Below are 16934 nucleotides of genomic sequence, written 5' to 3' on the forward strand. Positions count from 1 at the left end.
TCTGGAAAATCTCTTAATAAGGCGTCGCGACATTGCCGAGGCTGAGGATCTTCCAAATCTCATCCTGCGCCGCGTTGTTCGTAGGGCTGATGATGGTGCAGTTCGCCAGCGGCTTGTCGAAGTGTGTGCGTTCCATCCAAGCCACACTACCATCGCCGAAGAGTGTGTTCACACCTGTTACATGACGTGAATCTAAACGCTCGGGAAGTCCCGGCGTATCCGCCATGATCGCCACTTTGCTCAGGCGTTCCAGGCGCGGCCAGATGGGCGGACGATTCGTCGCACCCCAATCCACCACCGGCGTCGTCGCGTAACCGCCTTGCACATTCACCCCGTTCGTTCCCGGTGGCCAGGGGTTCTCCGAGGTTTGAAACTTCTGCGACGCCGCACGTTCAGCGGGGCAATAAAGTATCTTGGGAGTCTCCAGCATGTTCGCCGTGTAAAGCCGTCCGAAGATCACGAAATGATTCACCGTGCCGCTATAAACCATCGTGTTCCACTGCTTGCGCCCACCGCGATAACCCAGCGGCACCGCGCCATTATTATCCAGCGCGTAGAGATGCAGGATGCTGTTCATCTGCCGCAGGTTGTTCACGCAAGAAGTGCGTTGCGCCTTGGCCTTAGCCATGGAGAGAGCGGGCAGTAGCATGCTCGCAAGGATGGCGATGATCGCGATGACGACGAGCAGCTCGATCAGCGTGAAGCCGCGAGCTACCTGTCTTAACAGCTGACGTGTCGTCATCATCATTTCGTTTTAACATCCGGCAGGGCAAACGCCACGTAGGCATCGCCCTGATTTCCGCCCAGCTTACCCCCACCTGTGGCCGGGATGACAATATATTGTTTCCCATTCACCTCGTAAGTCGCCGGTGGCACATTGCCGCCGAAAGGCAGCTTCACGGACCAAAGCTCCGCGCCCGTATCTGCATCAAACGCACGAAGCTTCTCATCCCGCGTGCCACCGCAGAAGACCAGTCCACCCGCCGTCGCGATAGCACCTCCGAAGTTCTCCGTGCCCGTCTTCGCCATACCTTGCTTCGTGAGTTCAGGATATTCACCCAGCGGCACCTTCCAAAGAATCTTGCCCGTGTTCAGATCGATGCAATTCAACGAACCCCACGGCGGTTTCGAGGCCGGATAACCATCGGGATCGAGGAAGCGATTCCAGCCCGCTTGCACGTAACTAGGGCGCTCAGGCTTCACCGTGTTCGCGGGCAAGGGACGGTCGCGCAAGTACAGGAAATCGAGCAATGCCTTCTGCTCATCGCCGCTCATCGACGGAGCCATGGGCATCAAGCCGCGCCCTGTTTGCAAAAGCTCCACCACTTCCGCATCCTTCATCCGATGCCGCAATCCGCGCAGAGGCGGCGCGACACCGATGCCCATGCGATCATTCCCGTGACACTGAGCGCACGTCGCGCGATAGGTTTCTTCACCCTTGGTCGGTGTCGCCTTGGCGTCAAAAGGCGGCTCATCATTCACGATGAGATTCATCAACCACGGAATCTCGTTCGCACTCACGTAGAGGCGGCCCTTGGTCGGATCTGTGGCTGCACCTGTCCACTCCGCACCGCCATGCACACCGAAGAAAACAGTTACCTTGCGATCACTCAGTGGTTGAAACCAACCGTATTGCAGACTCTTCAAGCGATCGCGCACAAACTCCGCTGCTTCTTCTGAACGTAGCGTGATATCACTGGTATGAAAATCTTGTTTCGCAAATGGCTGAGGCAATTCGATGTCCGGCTGATACGGCGCCGTGATTTCACCGGGCACGCTGGAGGTTGGCGCGCGACGCAAGCGCACGGGGAAGATCGGCTTGCCTGTCACGCGATCTAGCAGGAGCGTGTTGCCGATTTTCGTCACCGTCGCCACTACATCCACGCGTTTGCCCTCGCGCGTGATGGTGCTCAGGACAGGCGGGGCAGGGATGTCGAGGTCCCAAATGTCGTGGCGGATCTCTTGAAAATGCCAGAGCCGTTTTCCCGTACGGGCATCTATGGCCACGACGCAATTCGCGAAAAGATTCTCGCCGCGATGCTGCATCCCCATGAAGTTTGGCTTCGGCGAACCCGTCGCGATATAGGCTATGCCTCGCACCTCATCCAGCGCCATGCCGCCCCAGCAATTCGCCGCCACGTTCTGCGGCTTGTCCCAAGTATCGAAGCCGAATTCGCCTTCCTGCGGCACCGTATGAAACGTCCACAGCAGCTTGCCGTTGTTGATATCAAAACCCCACACATCTTTCTCAAAACCCGGCACCACGATGATGTTTTGAAAGATGGCGGGGCCAGCCGTCGCTGCGCCGAATCCACCGGAAGACCTCCCCGGCAATTCCATGCGACCATCTGTGCCGAACTCTTTTACCGGCAACCCTGTTTTCGCATGCAGCGCATACAGATGCTTGCCCGCCGTGAAGTAGAGACGTGCTTCCTTGGCATCTTTGCCCGCGTGATAGATCAGCCCTCGATACGCCGGGCGTCCTTCTGGTTTGTAGCGCCAAAGTTCTTTCCCATTCGTCGCGTCCACGGCGGCGATGTGTTGTCCCACTGTCGGCACATACATCACGCCGTTAACGATCACCGGGTTGCACTGGATGTTTCCTTTCCCATCACCCGAGCGATACACCCACGCCTCGGTGAGTTGGCTCACGTTGGATTTGTTGATCTGTGTGAGCGCCGAGAATCGCGCCGAACCATTGTCTCCATGAGAGCGTGACCAATTGCTGAATGTTTCGGTCTTTGGAAAACCATTGGCAGGTGTGAGTTCACCCGGTTTGGCGGCGGGAATGGTTTGATACAGCGGCAGCTTGGCGCGAGGCGCAGCATCTTCCACGGCCCAATAATCCGGTTTATCCGCAGCTTGTGTGTGCAAGCATGCGAACAAGGCGATGGCCAAACCAATTTTCCGTGAATGCAAACGGGACATTCCCCTAGAAACTGTCATACCCACCTTCGACGGCAAGCCGTGAGTTGTATTCGATTGAAGGATGAATCCATTTACTGTTCTTTCTTCATCCATTCCCGGCAAAGTCCCAGCCCTATGAGTAATAATCCCATTCCTGCAAACGCTGGTAGCAGATGGTGCCAATCTACATAGCCAACGTGGAAATGGACACCAATGGCACAGACATAAGCCGCCAGACCGCTCCAGAGAAACGCATGCCACAGCCAGTTCGCGCCACGTCGCAAACCCCACATGCTGCCGAGCAGGTAGAGTAATCCGGAAGCGATGAGCATCCCGCCCAACGTGGCACGATCATGCGCAACCAAGGGCACCAGACGAGGATTCGCGTCACGCAACGTGATGAACTCCGTTTGCAAGAATTTCAGATCCGTATGCACAAACACATCGTTAATGCCGACGCAGCAGATGATGACGCCTGCGCCGAGCAGTCCCACACTATGAATCACCAGCAATAGTTGCCCCCATTGCGCTCGTCGCCATTCTTTCGTCTCCGTCCATTCTGGTGGGGATGAGTGAGTGCGTTGCGGTAAATCACCCACGATGCCTTGCACGAATAACTGAAACAGGACTGCGGTCACAAAGCCGTGAAAGGGATCGAAGTAATCGAATCCCAGGAACAGGAAGAAGGAAAAGAAACCGGCTCCAGCGGAGATAAGAACAGCGACCTTCGCCCAATGCTCACCGCGTTTGCTGCCAAACCATGAGAAGCTCATGTAGAGTAAACCGATGGCAATCATCGTGCCTGCCAGTGACACGCGATCATGTGACATGAAAGGCAGCAATCGTTCATTCACCAACTGTAACTGCGCGCGGCTGATGCCGCAGAAGGCTTCATCATATGGCATCACTATCCGTGTGAGCGCGATCCATAATGCCAGTACGCTGCCGATGAGCATTCCCAGTCCCATGAGCGCCGTCCAAAACCATGAGAGCTTTGCCAGACGTGGCGGTGCTGTCTCTTCGGCCGCAGGCAGAGTGCTCAACACTGCTTCATTGAGGCGTTTCGGCAAGCCGGGGCCGGAGTAAATAAGTCCCGTATCGATCTGCACTAACGTAGCGCCTGCTCCCAAAACCTCCTTTGCATCGATGGGCTGATGAATGCCGCCGGAGGCGATGATAGGCAATGTATCGCCGGCCACTCCTCGAACTTGCTTCACCGCATCCACCAAAAGTGGTTTGCTTGCCGGGCTGTATATCTGTGTGCCTCCTTGCACCTGATAGGCATCCAGAATCACACCGTCGCAACCAGAGAAAATATTGTCCGGAAACGAAAGGCGTTGAGTCACTGGCACCACGAGCAGCCACGAATGCTTCGGCGCATTTGCATGCAGTGTTTCCCAGAGCTGGCCCCATTCTGCGGCAGACCACCCGGGCAAAGTTCCTTGTGTGCTTACTTCTATAGAAAAAATCCCCGTATGGGCTTTCAGCGTCCCCGCAAGCTCAAGAAGTGATTTTGCTGCCGAAGCCGAGTCCGCCTTTTCCACGCGCAATCGCACGATGCAATGCACCGGACTGGTTTGCTTCCCTCTCAATCTATCCGCCAGGCCAGGTGCATCGATGGTGGCTGGTGAAGACATCTTTAGCGCTTCACGGCTTTCATCTCGTTCGAGGTTCTTGGCCTCTTGTGCGGTATCTGTGAGAGGGCCGAGCTCGATGAAGGAGAAGCCGAAACGCGTCCACGCATTTATCGCAAGTCCAGTTCCATCCAGGCGCGTGCCTAAGCCAACAGGTCCGATGAACTTGCGCCCCAACAAAGTATTCTCTAGGCGGGCATCGGGCCGCATGTGGCCGAGGAAATCAATGAATGCACCGCCGAGTCCTTGCGGCAGATCGCCTATCATACCCATGAAACTGCAGGCCAACGATTGGGCCTTATCCGCAGGCAGACGGAAGAGCAGGGGACGGGAAACGGTGCGATAGAACCAGTCTGGCACGGGCCCAGCCTAATGAACCGCGCAGGAATGGAAAGGTTTTGTAAAAGGCGCGGAAGTGATGCTTGCAGAATCAGAACTGCCGCTGGGGAGTGGGCAGGATGGCAGGGCGACGAACGGAGATGGGGCGTTCTTCCTGACGCAACTGGCCGTTTTGCTGGAAAAGGTCCGGGCGTGACGGGTCCGGAGCCAAGTTCGGAGTCAGGGAGGAGTTGCGAGGAGCCATTCCACCGGGAACATTGTTTGCCGAGGTGCTGGCACGTTCCAAAGTGCCCAGCGGACCGGCAGTAGCGCGAGGAGTGTTCTGGCTGATGCCAAGGCCGGGGCTGCCATTGTTTCCGTTGAATCCGGTTCCAAGGTTCCCAGTTTGTGGGCGTGTGAATCCGAGTTTCTCCAAGGCGGAAGCCTTGCTTGATTCGGCTGACGAGTTAAACCCGGCGCTGGGTGGCAAGCCATGCTCGCGGATCGGGGAGCCAGGAGCGTGTTCCGCGCGGAACGGCTGATTTTCCGGGCGGGTGCTGTTACCGAAGAGGACGCGGTTAGTGGAGCTGCCGTTGCTGAAAGGGGACAGATTCTCCTGCCGGTTTTCCCGGCGGAAGGGATCGTTTTGCTTCTGATCAAAACGGTCACGCTTGTTCTCACGGCGTTCGTCCCAATCCTTCTTTTCTGCTAGATCCTTTTCCTTGCTCTTATCCTTGGTATTGCTGCGGGTCTTGTGATCTTGGGAATCCGTATCGTCTGCCTCGTCTTTTTCGGTTGAGAGCCAGTCTTTGCCGTCCTTCTTTTTTTTCTGCAGGTCCACGACTTCCCGCGGGCGCATGGATGGAGGCAGCTCTGTGGGGGCCATTTCTTCCGCTTTGGAGCCACGACCGCCCATGCGGTTAAAGTCCAACGTCTCCAAGGCCGGTTTGGCTTGCTGAACGGCCAGGTTGGCTTTCTTGGCGTCCTTGTCCTTGCCGCTGGAGAACAGGATCTTCTCGCCCGCTTCAGCCCAATGCGCGCCCAGGCCTGCGATCAGGCAGACCGTCAGCAAGAAACGTGGCGCACTTTGAGACTGCATACTTGATTCCCTAATCCATCAGATGCAATCCGTCAACCATACGGAGCGGGATTTTACACAACTGTCAAAGGTCCGTCGAAGACGGTCAGGCTGATGACCTCGCCCTTGGCCACATGTGGGCCATGCTGCACGCCTTTCGGTGAGAAGAAGGTCGTGCCGGGTTTGTAACTCACGCCGGATTCTTCCCATTCGCCGGAGAGCACGTAAGCCCATTCATTCGCCAGTGGATGTGTATGGGCCGGGACGGTGACGCCTGCCTTGAATTTCCTTAGCACGACCACACCACCTGTTTCCGGATTCTTATGCAGTATCTTCAATTCGACGCCCTCATAAGGACCAGGTTGCCAAGGCTTTTCATCCGCATTTGCGACGTATGGAAACATGTGTGCAAGGGTAGCGGTGGAACGGGTGAAAGTCGAATGCATCCTTGCTGAGGCAGAACGGAGGTGGCAACGTATCGGCAACACCATGATACGATTTTTCACCCTGCGTGTGTTCTTTGCATGGATGCTTCTTTCCGGTTTGCTCGGTCATGCTCAGCCCAAGAACCAGTCTGCGGATCTGCTTATCGTGGGTGGCACAGAGTCCGGTTGGGCGGCGGCGATCCAAGCGGCGCGTATGGGAGTGTCCAACATCGTCATCGTGAATGACATCGAGTGGCTGGGTGGACAGTTCACGGCGGAAGCGGTGAGCGCAGTGGATGAGAATCGTGGCCTCGATAACAAAGTGCCTTTCCCTCGCTCGGGCTTGTTCAAAGAGTTCTGTGACCGCATCGAAGCGTTCAACCTCAAGAAATACGGAGCAAAACAGCCAGGCAATGCGTGGACGGCCTTCACCACCTTTCGTCCGGCAGAAGGCGAGAAGGTGTTTCGTGAGATGCTTCAGCCTTACATTGATCGCAAACAAGTGCGGCTGATCTCGTGGGCGTATCCGGTGGCGGCGTTGCTTTCGGAAGACAAGAACACGTTGCAAGGGCTGACCTTTCGCGGGAGTAAGTCGGGGGATACGAACACCTTCACCATCCGGGCGAAGCTGACCATTGACGCCTCTGACTGGGGCGAGGCGGTGAAACTCTCCGGAGCGGAATACGAATATGGCCCTGACCTGAAGAACAAATACAACGAACCCAGCGCACCGGAAACCCATGAGGGTTATCCCATCACGGACATGAACCCGATCACGTATTGCGTGGTGATCGAGGCCACCGGCAAAGATGCGTTGATCCCCAAGCCCGCCCGCTACGATGACCGCGCTTATTGGCTCACTTCAAGCATGACGAAGGACGATTATCAAAAGCTCAAGTGGCCTTTCAAACCGCATCGTCCTTTCAACGCGCCATGGATTCCTGATGCCAAGAGCTTCTACGAAGGCGAGCAGACGGTTTACACACAACGTCGTCTGATCGACGGCCTCGGGCTGAAGAACGACCAGCCCGATGTCATTCTCTTGAACTGGAGCATTCAGGATTATCCTTTCGATGTCCTGCCGCAGCATGTCGTGGATGCGTTGGAGAAAACGGAGAAGGGGGCTTCGAAGAAAAATGTGGTGGAGATGACGCGGGAACAGCGGCAGATCATTTTTGACGATGCCAAACGCCATTCGCTCGGCATGTTCCATCATTTGCAGACGACGGTGCATGATCGCATGGCGGACAAGTCGCACACGTTCCGCAATTTCAAACTTACCGATGAGTTCGGGACGGCGGACAAGCTGCCTCCGAAACCCTATGTGCGCGAATCACTTCGCCTGAAAGCGCTCTACATGATGCGTGAGCAGGATGGGCGTCACTTCAATGGGCCGGATGAATACGCGCCCATCATGTATTACGATGGGGTGGCTCCGTGGCAGTTCGTCTATGATTTCCATCCTACTGGCCGCATGTTCCTGGCGGAAGAAGGGGCGGCTGGTCCATGGCAATGCTACCTGAAGAAAGGGCGCGGCTGGGATACAAAGAGCAAGCGTTCGGTCTTTCCCTTGCGCAGCCTGATCCCTGTGCGCATGAATGGACTGCTGGGTGCGCAGAAGAATCTGGGCTTCAGCAGCATCGTGAGTTCGGCGGTGCGCTTGCAGGATCAGTGCATTCTCATCGGCCAGGCGAGTGGAGCGACGGCGGCGGTGGCTTTGCAGCGTAGCATCAAGCCGCGAGAGATCCCGTATGATTTTGTTTTCCTTGCCCAGGTGTGGGAGGGCTTGTGCGCTCGCCTGGATGGCGGTGAGCCGGTGATGCTCTGGCCTTTCCGCGATCTGGAGACGTCGCACCCGAACTTTGTCGCCATCAACCAGCTCGCCATCCGGCAGGGGCTGGATCTGTATCGCGATCAGATCGATTTCAAAGCTGGTGACAAGACTTCGCCTGAATGGCGTCATGCGGTATTGAGCACGAATCTTTATCACCGTTTCTTCGACAAAAGGATGGAGGTGCCCAAAGGTGAGCTCTCACGTGCGGAGTATGCGCAGCAAGCATGGGAGATCATCAAGGTTTTGCCGTATCGCGGAACATTGCGTTTCAGTTTTAAGGATGCCGATGGGGATGCCATTCCCGATCTGGAAGATGCGAATCCTTTCGATGACAAGAACGCGGCGATGCCGCGACTGAAGGCACCGCCTTTTGTGGATGCCGCATTGGCTGAGCCTGCTGTCTGGCGCGGAGTGCGCACGCGCTCATTCAATTTCACCACGGCGGATTCCGTGCCCGTGGGCGGTTTCCTTACCGATGTGGGGCTTCCACGCACGCCACAGCGGATGTTCGGCTGGATGGAGGATTTGAGCCAGAACACTCGACGGCGTTATATGCAGCGCGAATCGGAGCTGGATTCCTTTGTCTTCACTCGTGAGAAGGCGATTTGGGAATGCGCATTGCCCAATGGGCGCTATCAGGTGACGATCTCGTTGGGTGATTCTTCCACGGAGCAGACTGGGCAGAGTGCGACGATCGAAGGTGTGGTGGTGGCGGACAACATCACGACGGCCAAGGACAAATATTTTCAAAAAACGGTGGCGATCGAAGTGAAAGATGAATGGCTGACGTTGCAGATCGGTTCCGGAATCGAGGGGAAGAATACCTGCATCAACTGGTTGAAGATCGTGCCGGAATAGGAACGTTTGCCTGGGAATGGGTTTTCACGCATCATGTTTGCAGGTGGTACCAGAAGTGCTGGGGTTACCCGCAGGCGAATAAACGGGAAGATGGCTGTGCACCGGTCAAGAGTTGTGCAAGGTTGGTGGCGGGAAAAAACGGTCGGGTTTTTTGAGGGAAACTGTATGGCGAGAATACTGGTGGTGGATGATGATGATTTACTGGCGCGTTTGATCGAGCAAACCCTGGTGCAAGCCGGTCATGAAGTAGTCTGGGCCATGAACGGCACCGAAGCGGTGAGGCTGTACAGCCCGGCTAGGTTCGATCTTGTGGTGACGGATCTTATCATGCCTGAGAAGGAGGGGCTGGAACTCATCACCGAACTGAAAAAGGTGGATGCCGGTGTGCGTATCATCGCCATGTCTGGCGGAGGCAGGAACGGTCCTTCGGGTTATCTGCCCATCGCCAAGCATATGGGAGCAAAGGCGGTTTTGCGGAAACCCTTTAGCATCGTCGAATTGATTAAAACGGTGGAAAGTGTGCTGCTGGATTCTGGTTCTCCGAGGTGACAGGCAAGGTGCCTACCCCACGGCAGGGGAGACTGGACAGGCGGTGGCGCCCCCGACCTGTTGGTACGGGGCAGGCTGCCCCACTACGAGGAGGGGGCGAGGGCACGATGAGAACGATTACGATACGGATGCTTCGTCGGGGATGTAGCCGAAGCATTGGATGATGAGGTGGTCGTTTACTTCTTTCGCGAACGCAGCGGCGGCGGGGTTTAGGCTTCGATTCTTCGCGTTGATCCAGCCGAGCAGGCGGTTGATCTTGGGGTGGGTGATGTCGAGGCCTTTGAGCGTGGAGGGGAGTTTGGCGGTGAAGGCGAGGTTAGGCAGTAACGCGACGCCGAGGCGGGCGTTCACAAGGGCGCGGATAGTGTCTAGCTCCCCCGATTCGCAGGCGATCTTGGGCTCGAAGCCGGAGCGGCGACAGGCGTCGATGGCGACATCGCGGGCGCGGCCTTTGTAGAAGATGAAGGAGTGATCGCGGTAATCCACGAGGCGGGCGGAGTCTTTGCCTTTCGCCTGATCTTTGCGCACGAGGAGATTGAAAGGTTCGCGGATGAGGCCGTGGACTTCGAATTTGCGTTGGTCAGTGGGGAGTTGCAGGAAGCCGAGATCGGCGAGGCCGGAGTTCACAGCTTCGGCGACACCGGAGGAGCTGTTTTCCAGGAGGTTGAGTTCGATGTGCGGGTGTTTGGCGCGGTATTTCTCGATGACGGGCGGGAGCCAGCAGCCGATGAGGGAGGGGATGGCGGAGATGGTGAGGCGGCCGCGTTTGAGTTCGTTCACGTCGCTGATGGCTTTGCGGGTCTGGCGGGCCATGTCGAGCATGAGGCAGGCGCGGTGATAAAGAAGATCGCCTGCGGCGGTAAGGCGGGTGCGGCGACGATCGCGGATGAGGAGCTTGGTTTCCAAGTCTTCCTCCAGTTTCTTGATCTGCTCACTCAAGGCGGCTTGGGCGAGATGCAAGGAGCGAGCGGCCTTGGTGAAGTTGCCTTGGCGGGCGACGGCGATGAAATATTCGAGCTGATAAAGTTCCATCGGAAAAAACGATAACTGTTATCGGAAAGTACTGTTTTTCCGATTGTTCTCTGGATGGTAGATTTTGGGCAAGTAAGAAGTCAGAGCGAAGAGGGTAACCGCGAAATACGCTAAATACGCGAAAAGGGAACGGGAAAAGAAGAGAGCGTAACGGGATGGGAAACATCGAACATCCAACATCGAACTCTGAACATTGAGTGAGGGTGGTTAGCGCCGACTAATGTCGGCGGCTACGGTTCGGGTAAGGGATTGGCGGATGTCGTTGGTTGCAGTTGGGGAGATGATTTGGGAGAATGGACGGACAGCACTTTAAATTTTATGAGCCAGAATATTGATATCAATGCGATTGACCCGTTGAAGATGATCAAGCCGCGTCGGAAGATCGAAGGGATCTCGGCGATCCTTTTGCCATTTCAGGCGAATGGGGAGGTGGATTGGGAGGGGTTCAAGGCGCATGTGCGGCGCACGGCGGCGGCGGGTCTCGCGCCGGCGGTGAACATGGATACGGGGTTCGGCAATCTCATCGATGACGGCATCCGCAGCAAGGCGCTGGACCTGACGCGGGCGGAATTGGGTAACGGGAATTTTGTGGCGGGGGCGTTCGTGCTGGATCAGCAGGGTGCGGCTTTCAATGGCGATGCGTATGCGAAGCAGATGGAGATGATCCAGCAGCGCGGGGGGACGCCGGTGATTTTTCAATCGTACGGACTCACGGGGCAATCGGATGAGGGCATCGTGGCGTCGTATCAGAAGCTGGCGAAATATAGCTCGCGGTTCATCGGGTTCGAGCTGGGCGATATGTTCGCGCCGTTCGGGAAGATTTACTCGCTCGAGGTTTATGAGGGATTGATGCGGATCAAGGAGTGCATCGGGGCGAAGCATTCTTCGCTGCGGCGCGATCTGGAATGGCAACGGCTCATTCTGCGCGATGAGACGCGACCGGATTTCCGTGTGTATACGGGGAATGACCTCGCCATCGATATGGTGATGTATGGCAGCGATTATCTGCTGGGCCTGAGCACGTTCGCGCCGGATGTGTTCGCGAAGCGTGATGCGGCTTGGGAGAAGGGTGATGCGTCGTTCTACGAATTGAACGATCTGATGCAGTATCTGGGCTTCCTGGCGTTTCGTCCGCCGGTGCCGGCTTACAAGCATTCTGCGGCGATGTTTTTGAAACTGCGCGGGTGGCTGGGGTGTGATGACACGCATCCGAAATCGGCGAAGCGGCCGGATTCGGATCGGGAGATTTTGGCGAATATCGTGAAGCGGTTGCCGTTGGTGTGAGGAGATGAAAATGAAATCTAAAAGCGCAGCGAAGAAAGTGGTGGCTTATCCGACATTGGTCGGGGGCATCGGTGCGCTTTTGGAGCAGTCGCGGCGGGCGGTGGCACGTTCGGTGAACTGCCTGATGACGGCGACTTATTGGGAGGTGGGGCGGAGAATTGTGGAGTTTGAGCAAGGGGGAAAGAAACGGGCGGAGTATGGAGATGAGCTGTTGGAGCGATTGGCGAAGGATTTGACGGAACGGCATGGGAGGGGTTTTTCGTATACAAACCTCAATAAATATCGGCAATTCTTTCTGAGTTATAGCAAGATTCTCCCGACGATGTCGGAAGATTTTCAAATTCTACCGACACTGTCGGGAGAATCTTCGTCTGTTGGGATTTTGCAGACACAGTCTGCAAAATCTCTCGTTCCAATTTCCGCGACAGCGTCGCGGAAATCTTTTTCTGAACTGGATTGGGTATATTTCCTCGATGCTCTAGCGAAACGTTTTCCGCTTCCTTGGTCGCACTATGTGCGACTGCTAGCGGTGAAAGACGAATCAGCTCGCAGTTTCTATGAGGAAGAAGCGTTGCGAGGCGGTTGGAGCGTGCGTCAATTGAATCGACAGATCGGGACGCTCTTTTACGAACGCACTTTGCTCTCCAAGAACAAAGTGGCGATGCTGAAGAAGGGTTCTCAAGCGAAGGCTGACGAAAAGCCTTCGGTGAATGAGGTGCTGCGTGATCCGCTGGTGTTGGAATTTTTGGATCTGAAGGATGAGTATTCGGAAACGGACGTGGAGGAGGCGCTCATCCGGCATCTGGAAACGTTTTTGCTCGAACTGGGCGGGGATTTTACTTTCGTGGGGCGTCAGCGGAGGTTGCGCATCGGGCAGGCGTGGTATCGCGTCGATCTGATCTTTTATCATCGCCGCTTACGCTGTCTAGTCATCTTGGAGCTTAAGCTGGGTGAGTTCACGCATGCAGATGCCGGACAGATGCATCTGTATCTGAATTACGCGCGAGAGCATTGGACACATAAGGATGAGAATCCGCCAGTGGGAATCATTCTGTGTTCTTCGACGGATAAAACGTTGGTGCATTACACGCTGGATTCGTTGCCGAACAAGGTGCTGGCGCATAAATATCAATTGGCTTTGCCGAATGTGAAGCGGTTGGAAGAGGAGTTGCGCAAGACCCGCCAGACTCTGGAAGGGTATGCGGGTAAGGTGACGAGAACGAAACGTAAGAAAGTTTAGAAATTTAATTTATGGCTGAACCATTCAAAATCACGCGCGTTGCCTCGCTCAAGACGGTTGAGGAGTTCCGCAAGTTCAACGAGACGTTGGGCATCAATATCCCTTGCGAGGATAAGATCGCGGCGGGGGATTCACCGCTCGCGCAGCCGATCACGCATGTGACGGTGAACGGGAAGAAGATTGGCAATCGTTATGCGATCCATCCTATGGAAGGGTGGGATGGGACGACAACGGGCGGGGTGACGGAGGAGATGCGGCGGCGCTGGCAGCGCTTCGGTGAGAGCGGCTCCAAGCTGATCTGCGGCGCGGAGGCGATGGCGGTGCGCGCGGATGGGCGCGCGAATCCGAACCAGATCATCATCGTGGAGGAGAACAAGGCGGGTCTCGCGGAGCTGATGGGCATTCTGAAGAAGGCGCATCTGGAGAAGTATGGCACGACGGATGACCTGGTGATCGGGTTTCAGCTCACGCACTCGGGGCGGTTCTGCCGTCCGGTGGACAAGAAGCGCTGGGAATCACGCATCGCGTTCCGGCATCCGATTCTCGACAAGAAGTTCAATGTGACGAGCGATGACCAAGTGTTCACGGATGCGGACATCGAAGAACTGATCCAGTGCTACATCCGCGCAGCGAAGATCGCGTGGGATGTGGGAGCGGACTTCGTGGACATCAAGCATTGCCACGGTTATCTGCTGCACGAATTTCTCGGGGCGCATACGCGTCCGGGCAAGTACGGCGGGAGCTTTGAGAACCGCACGCGGGTGTTGCGCGAAATTATTGAGGGCATTCGCGCGAGCGGGAACAAGATCGAGTTCGCGGTGCGCTTGAGCACGTTTGACAAGGTGCCCTATCGGCCTGATCCGACGCTCTCGCAACCGGGCAAGCTGGGGCCGGGCATTCCGGAAGAGCACGCGCATTGTCTGCCGTATGTGTATGGCTTCGGCGTGAATCAGCAGGACCCGACGCAGATCGACATCGCGGAGACGTTCAAGTTCCTCGAACTGTGCGCGGAGCTGGGCGTGAAAATCATCAATACCACCGCGGGTTCGCCGTATTACACGCCGAACTTGCAACGGCCAGCGGCGTTTCCGCCGAGCGATGGTTATCAGCCGGCGTATGATCCGTTGATCGACGTGGAGCGGCAGATCCAGGTGGTGAAGCAATTGCGTGCGAAAGCGCCGAAGGACATGATCATCATCGGCTCCGGCTACAGCTACTTGCAAGAGTATCTGCCGCATGTGGCGCAGTATGTGGTACGGAACGGTTGGGCGGATATGGTGGGCATCGGTCGCGTGGTGCTGAGCTATCCGACGATGATCGCGGACGCAGTGCAGAAGGGCGAGATGACGACGAAGCTGATCTGCCGCACGTTCAGCGATTGCACAACGGCGCCGCGCAATGGGTTGATCAGCGGGTGCTATCCGCTGGATAAATATTACACGCAGAAACCGGAGTTCGCGAAGCTGAAGGAGATCAAGAAAAACGTCGGGGCGTGAACGAAATCACTGCGCTTGGTGGGGCGCAGGTGTTCTTTGAAAGGCGAGCATGAGCCAGCCCGCCAGGAAGGCGAGTCCGCCGAAAGGCGTGATCATGCCGAGCTTGGTGATGTTGGTGACGCTTAATATGTAGAGGCTGCCGGAGAAGATGAGGTTGCCGATGAAAAACGCCCACCATTGTTTCGGGAAGAATGGTGAGCGCAGGCAGACGAAGAGCATGACGACCGTGTGCACCAAGTGGTAGAGCACGGCGGTTTCCCAATTGGGCAGACGGCCGTTTTGCTCCAACAGGTTTTTCAGGCCATGCGCGCCGAACGCGCCGAGGCACACAGCGATGAAACCGCTGATGCCGGTGATGCGCAGGGCGAGCGTGGAAGTCATGCGGCGGTTACGGCTTAGTGGTGCTTGCAGATGAGGTCGCGCTCGGGCTGGATATTCCAGCGCTTGCCGACCTCGATCAGCTCCGGCGTGATGGACCAGCGATCGGGGAGGTTGTCGCCTTGGTGATCGGGATTGCCGCCCTTGAGCGCCATGCAGTTCGTATTGTCACCGATGCGATCGATGGTCGCCATCTCTTCAGCGGTGAGTTTCACATCGGGCATGGCGGCGAGTTCTTTCACCTTCGCTTCAATCGGTTTGGACTTGGGATCTATTTCTTGAACGAGGGTAGGGATGACGCTCTTGACGCTCGGATGGGTGAGGTTCCACGCGGAGGCGAGTTGCAGCAAAGTGAGGCCGTGCTTCTCCGCGATGCTGCGCATCTGGTCCACCTTGGACACGCCCGCTTCCACCCAACCGACGGGGCGATACGTGCGATGATCCCACTCGGCGAACTTGTGACCGGGCTTTACGTCGTCATGAAAAATGCCACCGTAATCCACCACGCGCGTGAGAATCTTCACGTTGTGTTTCTCAGCGGCAGGCAGCACATAGCGGCCCGGCCATGGCTCGAGCGGATTGAGGATGATCATGGCCCAATCGATGAGGCCATCGAACTTCTCGAAACAGTTGATGATATCGAGGCTGAAGCCGTTCGCGGGCCCGGGGGCCACACCGAGACGGTTCGTAAGCCCGGCATCCTTAACTTGTTCCATCGCCTTCCACACGGCTTCGCTGGTGTAGCCGATGGAGTCGGGATTGTGGAGGAACAACAGGTCGAACTTCGACGCCTGGCAGCGGGAGAGCGCCTTCTCCGTGGCGAACTTCACGTAGTCCGCATATTTCTCCGGACCGCGTAGGGACGCGTGGGTAAAGCGCGGGAAACCTTTCGAGCCTTCACGCTTACCTTCGTAGAAGTCATGGCCGATGGTGCCCACGAGGCAATAGCTGTCGCGAGGGATGCCTGCGAGCGCCTTGCCGAGCATTTCGTCAGCCGCGCCAGTGCCGTAAACGTCGGCGGTGACGAACGTGCGGATACCGGAATCGTAGGCGAGCCGGATGAGGGCGATGAAGCGGTCGTCGGTCACCGGTTCACCGAAGTGCATGAAGCGGCCACCATTCCAAGTGCCGTAAGCTGTGCGGGTCAGGTCCATAATATGTAAATTTTTTGACGTTGGCTCTTTGCCATTTAATCAATCACAACGCCGGAAATCGGATACCACTGCGTTGCGCATCGTTCAACCGATGTTGCGGATAAGGGCGACTTAAAAGCCCATCTTCTGGAGCTGACGTTGCAACTCCATCTGGAAGGCCTGCACATCGCCCTGCGTGGGTTTGTAACCTTGCACGGCCGGCACGACACCGAGGCGGCCCATCTGGTCCAGATACCACTCGGCGGTGTTGCCATCGCTGAAGGTCACCTTGCCACTGATCATCGCGCCGGGACGGGTGATTTGGTCCAGAGTCACCGAGACATTACCCGCTCCACCGGGAGCAGGGGGAGCTGCTGGTGCCGGTGCTTCGGGCGCTTCCTCGGCGAAATCTTCTTCGCCAGCGGCGGGGGCAGCGGGCTTGGGGGCCGGAGCAGGCTCAGGCTTCTTCGGCGGCTCGGGATCTTTGGGCAGCACCTTCAGGTCATCCACTAGGAAACGCACCTCCATGTAGGTGGGGTTCAAGCCCATCTCAGTGCCAAGTTTCTTCTGGATATCGGCCAGTTTCAAACCCTGTTCGATCCAGCCGATGACCGTCTTTTTCTGTGCGTCGGACAACTTCATAGTTCAGCCCCTATTCCGTGCCAATCTGCCTTTCGATTCAATCGAAATCTGCCGTTATTCCAGCAAGGAAGGGCGGGTGGAATATACTCAAACTAAAGTGAAATGTCTAAACTCAGGCCTGCCGTT

The 16934-nt window shown here is 56.5% G+C and carries 14 protein-coding genes; 5 read left to right on the forward strand and 9 right to left on the reverse strand.

Translation table 11 applies throughout. From position 1 onward, the window contains the following. Window positions 1-13: 13 nt before the first annotated feature. From VGH19_11295 to VGH19_11315, 5 genes are all read right to left on the reverse strand, one after another. Window positions 14-748, reverse strand: a complete 735-nt coding sequence (locus VGH19_11295) for a type II secretion system protein (protein ID HEY1171946.1) — start codon at window positions 746-748, stop codon at window positions 14-16. Then, entirely contained in the window at window positions 745-2928 is a 2184-nt protein-coding gene (locus tag VGH19_11300) for a PQQ-binding-like beta-propeller repeat protein (GenBank protein ID HEY1171947.1), read from the reverse strand. Before VGH19_11300 ends, VGH19_11295 begins: the two co-directional genes overlap by 4 nt. Before the next feature lie 71 nt (window positions 2929-2999). Next, window positions 3000-4901 (reverse strand): hypothetical protein, encoded by a 1902-nt coding sequence (locus VGH19_11305; GenBank protein ID HEY1171948.1) that lies wholly within the window; start codon window positions 4899-4901, stop codon window positions 3000-3002. Between the two features lie 70 nt (window positions 4902-4971). Next, window positions 4972-5958, reverse strand: coding sequence for a hypothetical protein (locus VGH19_11310; GenBank protein HEY1171949.1), 987 nt, complete (start codon window positions 5956-5958; stop codon window positions 4972-4974). 53 nt (window positions 5959-6011) lie between these two features. Then, a complete protein-coding gene (locus VGH19_11315; GenBank protein HEY1171950.1) occupies window positions 6012-6341 on the reverse strand; it encodes a cupin domain-containing protein in 330 nt (109 codons plus the stop codon). An 85-nt stretch (window positions 6342-6426) separates the two neighbouring features. On the opposite strand from VGH19_11315, the gene VGH19_11320 reads away from it, so the two are divergent. Both VGH19_11320 and VGH19_11325 read left to right on the forward strand, forming a co-directional pair. After that, window positions 6427-9054, forward strand: coding sequence for an FAD-dependent oxidoreductase (locus VGH19_11320; GenBank protein ID HEY1171951.1), 2628 nt, complete (start codon window positions 6427-6429; stop codon window positions 9052-9054). 165 nt (window positions 9055-9219) lie between these two features. Beyond that, window positions 9220-9603 (forward strand): response regulator, encoded by a 384-nt coding sequence (locus VGH19_11325; protein HEY1171952.1) that lies wholly within the window; start codon window positions 9220-9222, stop codon window positions 9601-9603. Between the two features lie 117 nt (window positions 9604-9720). On the opposite strand, the gene VGH19_11330 is transcribed toward VGH19_11325, so the two are convergent. Further along, window positions 9721-10635, reverse strand: a complete 915-nt coding sequence (locus tag VGH19_11330) for a LysR family transcriptional regulator (protein HEY1171953.1) — start codon at window positions 10633-10635, stop codon at window positions 9721-9723. Between the two features lie 318 nt (window positions 10636-10953). On the opposite strand from VGH19_11330, the gene VGH19_11335 reads away from it, so the two are divergent. Genes VGH19_11335 through VGH19_11345 form a run of 3 tightly spaced genes read left to right on the forward strand, consistent with a single transcriptional unit; the run spans window position 10954 to window position 14655 of the window. Then, the gene (locus VGH19_11335; protein HEY1171954.1) at window positions 10954-11919 is read left to right on the forward strand and encodes a dihydrodipicolinate synthase family protein; all 966 of its coding nucleotides are present in this window, start codon (window positions 10954-10956) and stop codon (window positions 11917-11919) included. 10 nt (window positions 11920-11929) lie between these two features. Further along, on the forward strand, window positions 11930-13159 hold the full coding sequence (locus tag VGH19_11340; GenBank protein ID HEY1171955.1) for a PDDEXK nuclease domain-containing protein: 1230 nt from the start codon (window positions 11930-11932) through the stop codon (window positions 13157-13159). An 11-nt stretch (window positions 13160-13170) separates the two neighbouring features. Next, window positions 13171-14655, forward strand: coding sequence for an NADH:flavin oxidoreductase (locus VGH19_11345; protein ID HEY1171956.1), 1485 nt, complete (start codon window positions 13171-13173; stop codon window positions 14653-14655). Between the two features lie 6 nt (window positions 14656-14661). On the opposite strand, the gene VGH19_11350 is transcribed toward VGH19_11345, so the two are convergent. The 3 genes from VGH19_11350 to VGH19_11360 all read right to left on the reverse strand — a co-directional run bounded on the left by VGH19_11350 (window position 14662) and on the right by VGH19_11360 (window position 16808). After that, window positions 14662-15036, reverse strand: a complete 375-nt coding sequence (locus VGH19_11350; protein ID HEY1171957.1) for a DUF423 domain-containing protein — start codon at window positions 15034-15036, stop codon at window positions 14662-14664. Window positions 15037-15050: 14 nt separating this feature from the next. Beyond that, window positions 15051-16187 carry an aldo/keto reductase gene (locus tag VGH19_11355; protein HEY1171958.1) on the reverse strand — a complete coding sequence of 379 codons (1137 nt, stop codon included), beginning with the start codon at window positions 16185-16187 and terminating at the stop codon, window positions 15051-15053. 111 nt (window positions 16188-16298) lie between these two features. After that, entirely contained in the window at window positions 16299-16808 is a 510-nt protein-coding gene (locus VGH19_11360; GenBank protein HEY1171959.1) for a hypothetical protein, read from the reverse strand. Between the last annotated feature and the right edge of the window lie 126 nt (window positions 16809-16934).

The sequence above is a fragment of the Verrucomicrobiia bacterium genome, from assembly GCA_036405135.1.
Classification (GTDB): domain Bacteria; phylum Verrucomicrobiota; class Verrucomicrobiia; order Limisphaerales; family JAEYXS01; genus JAEYXS01.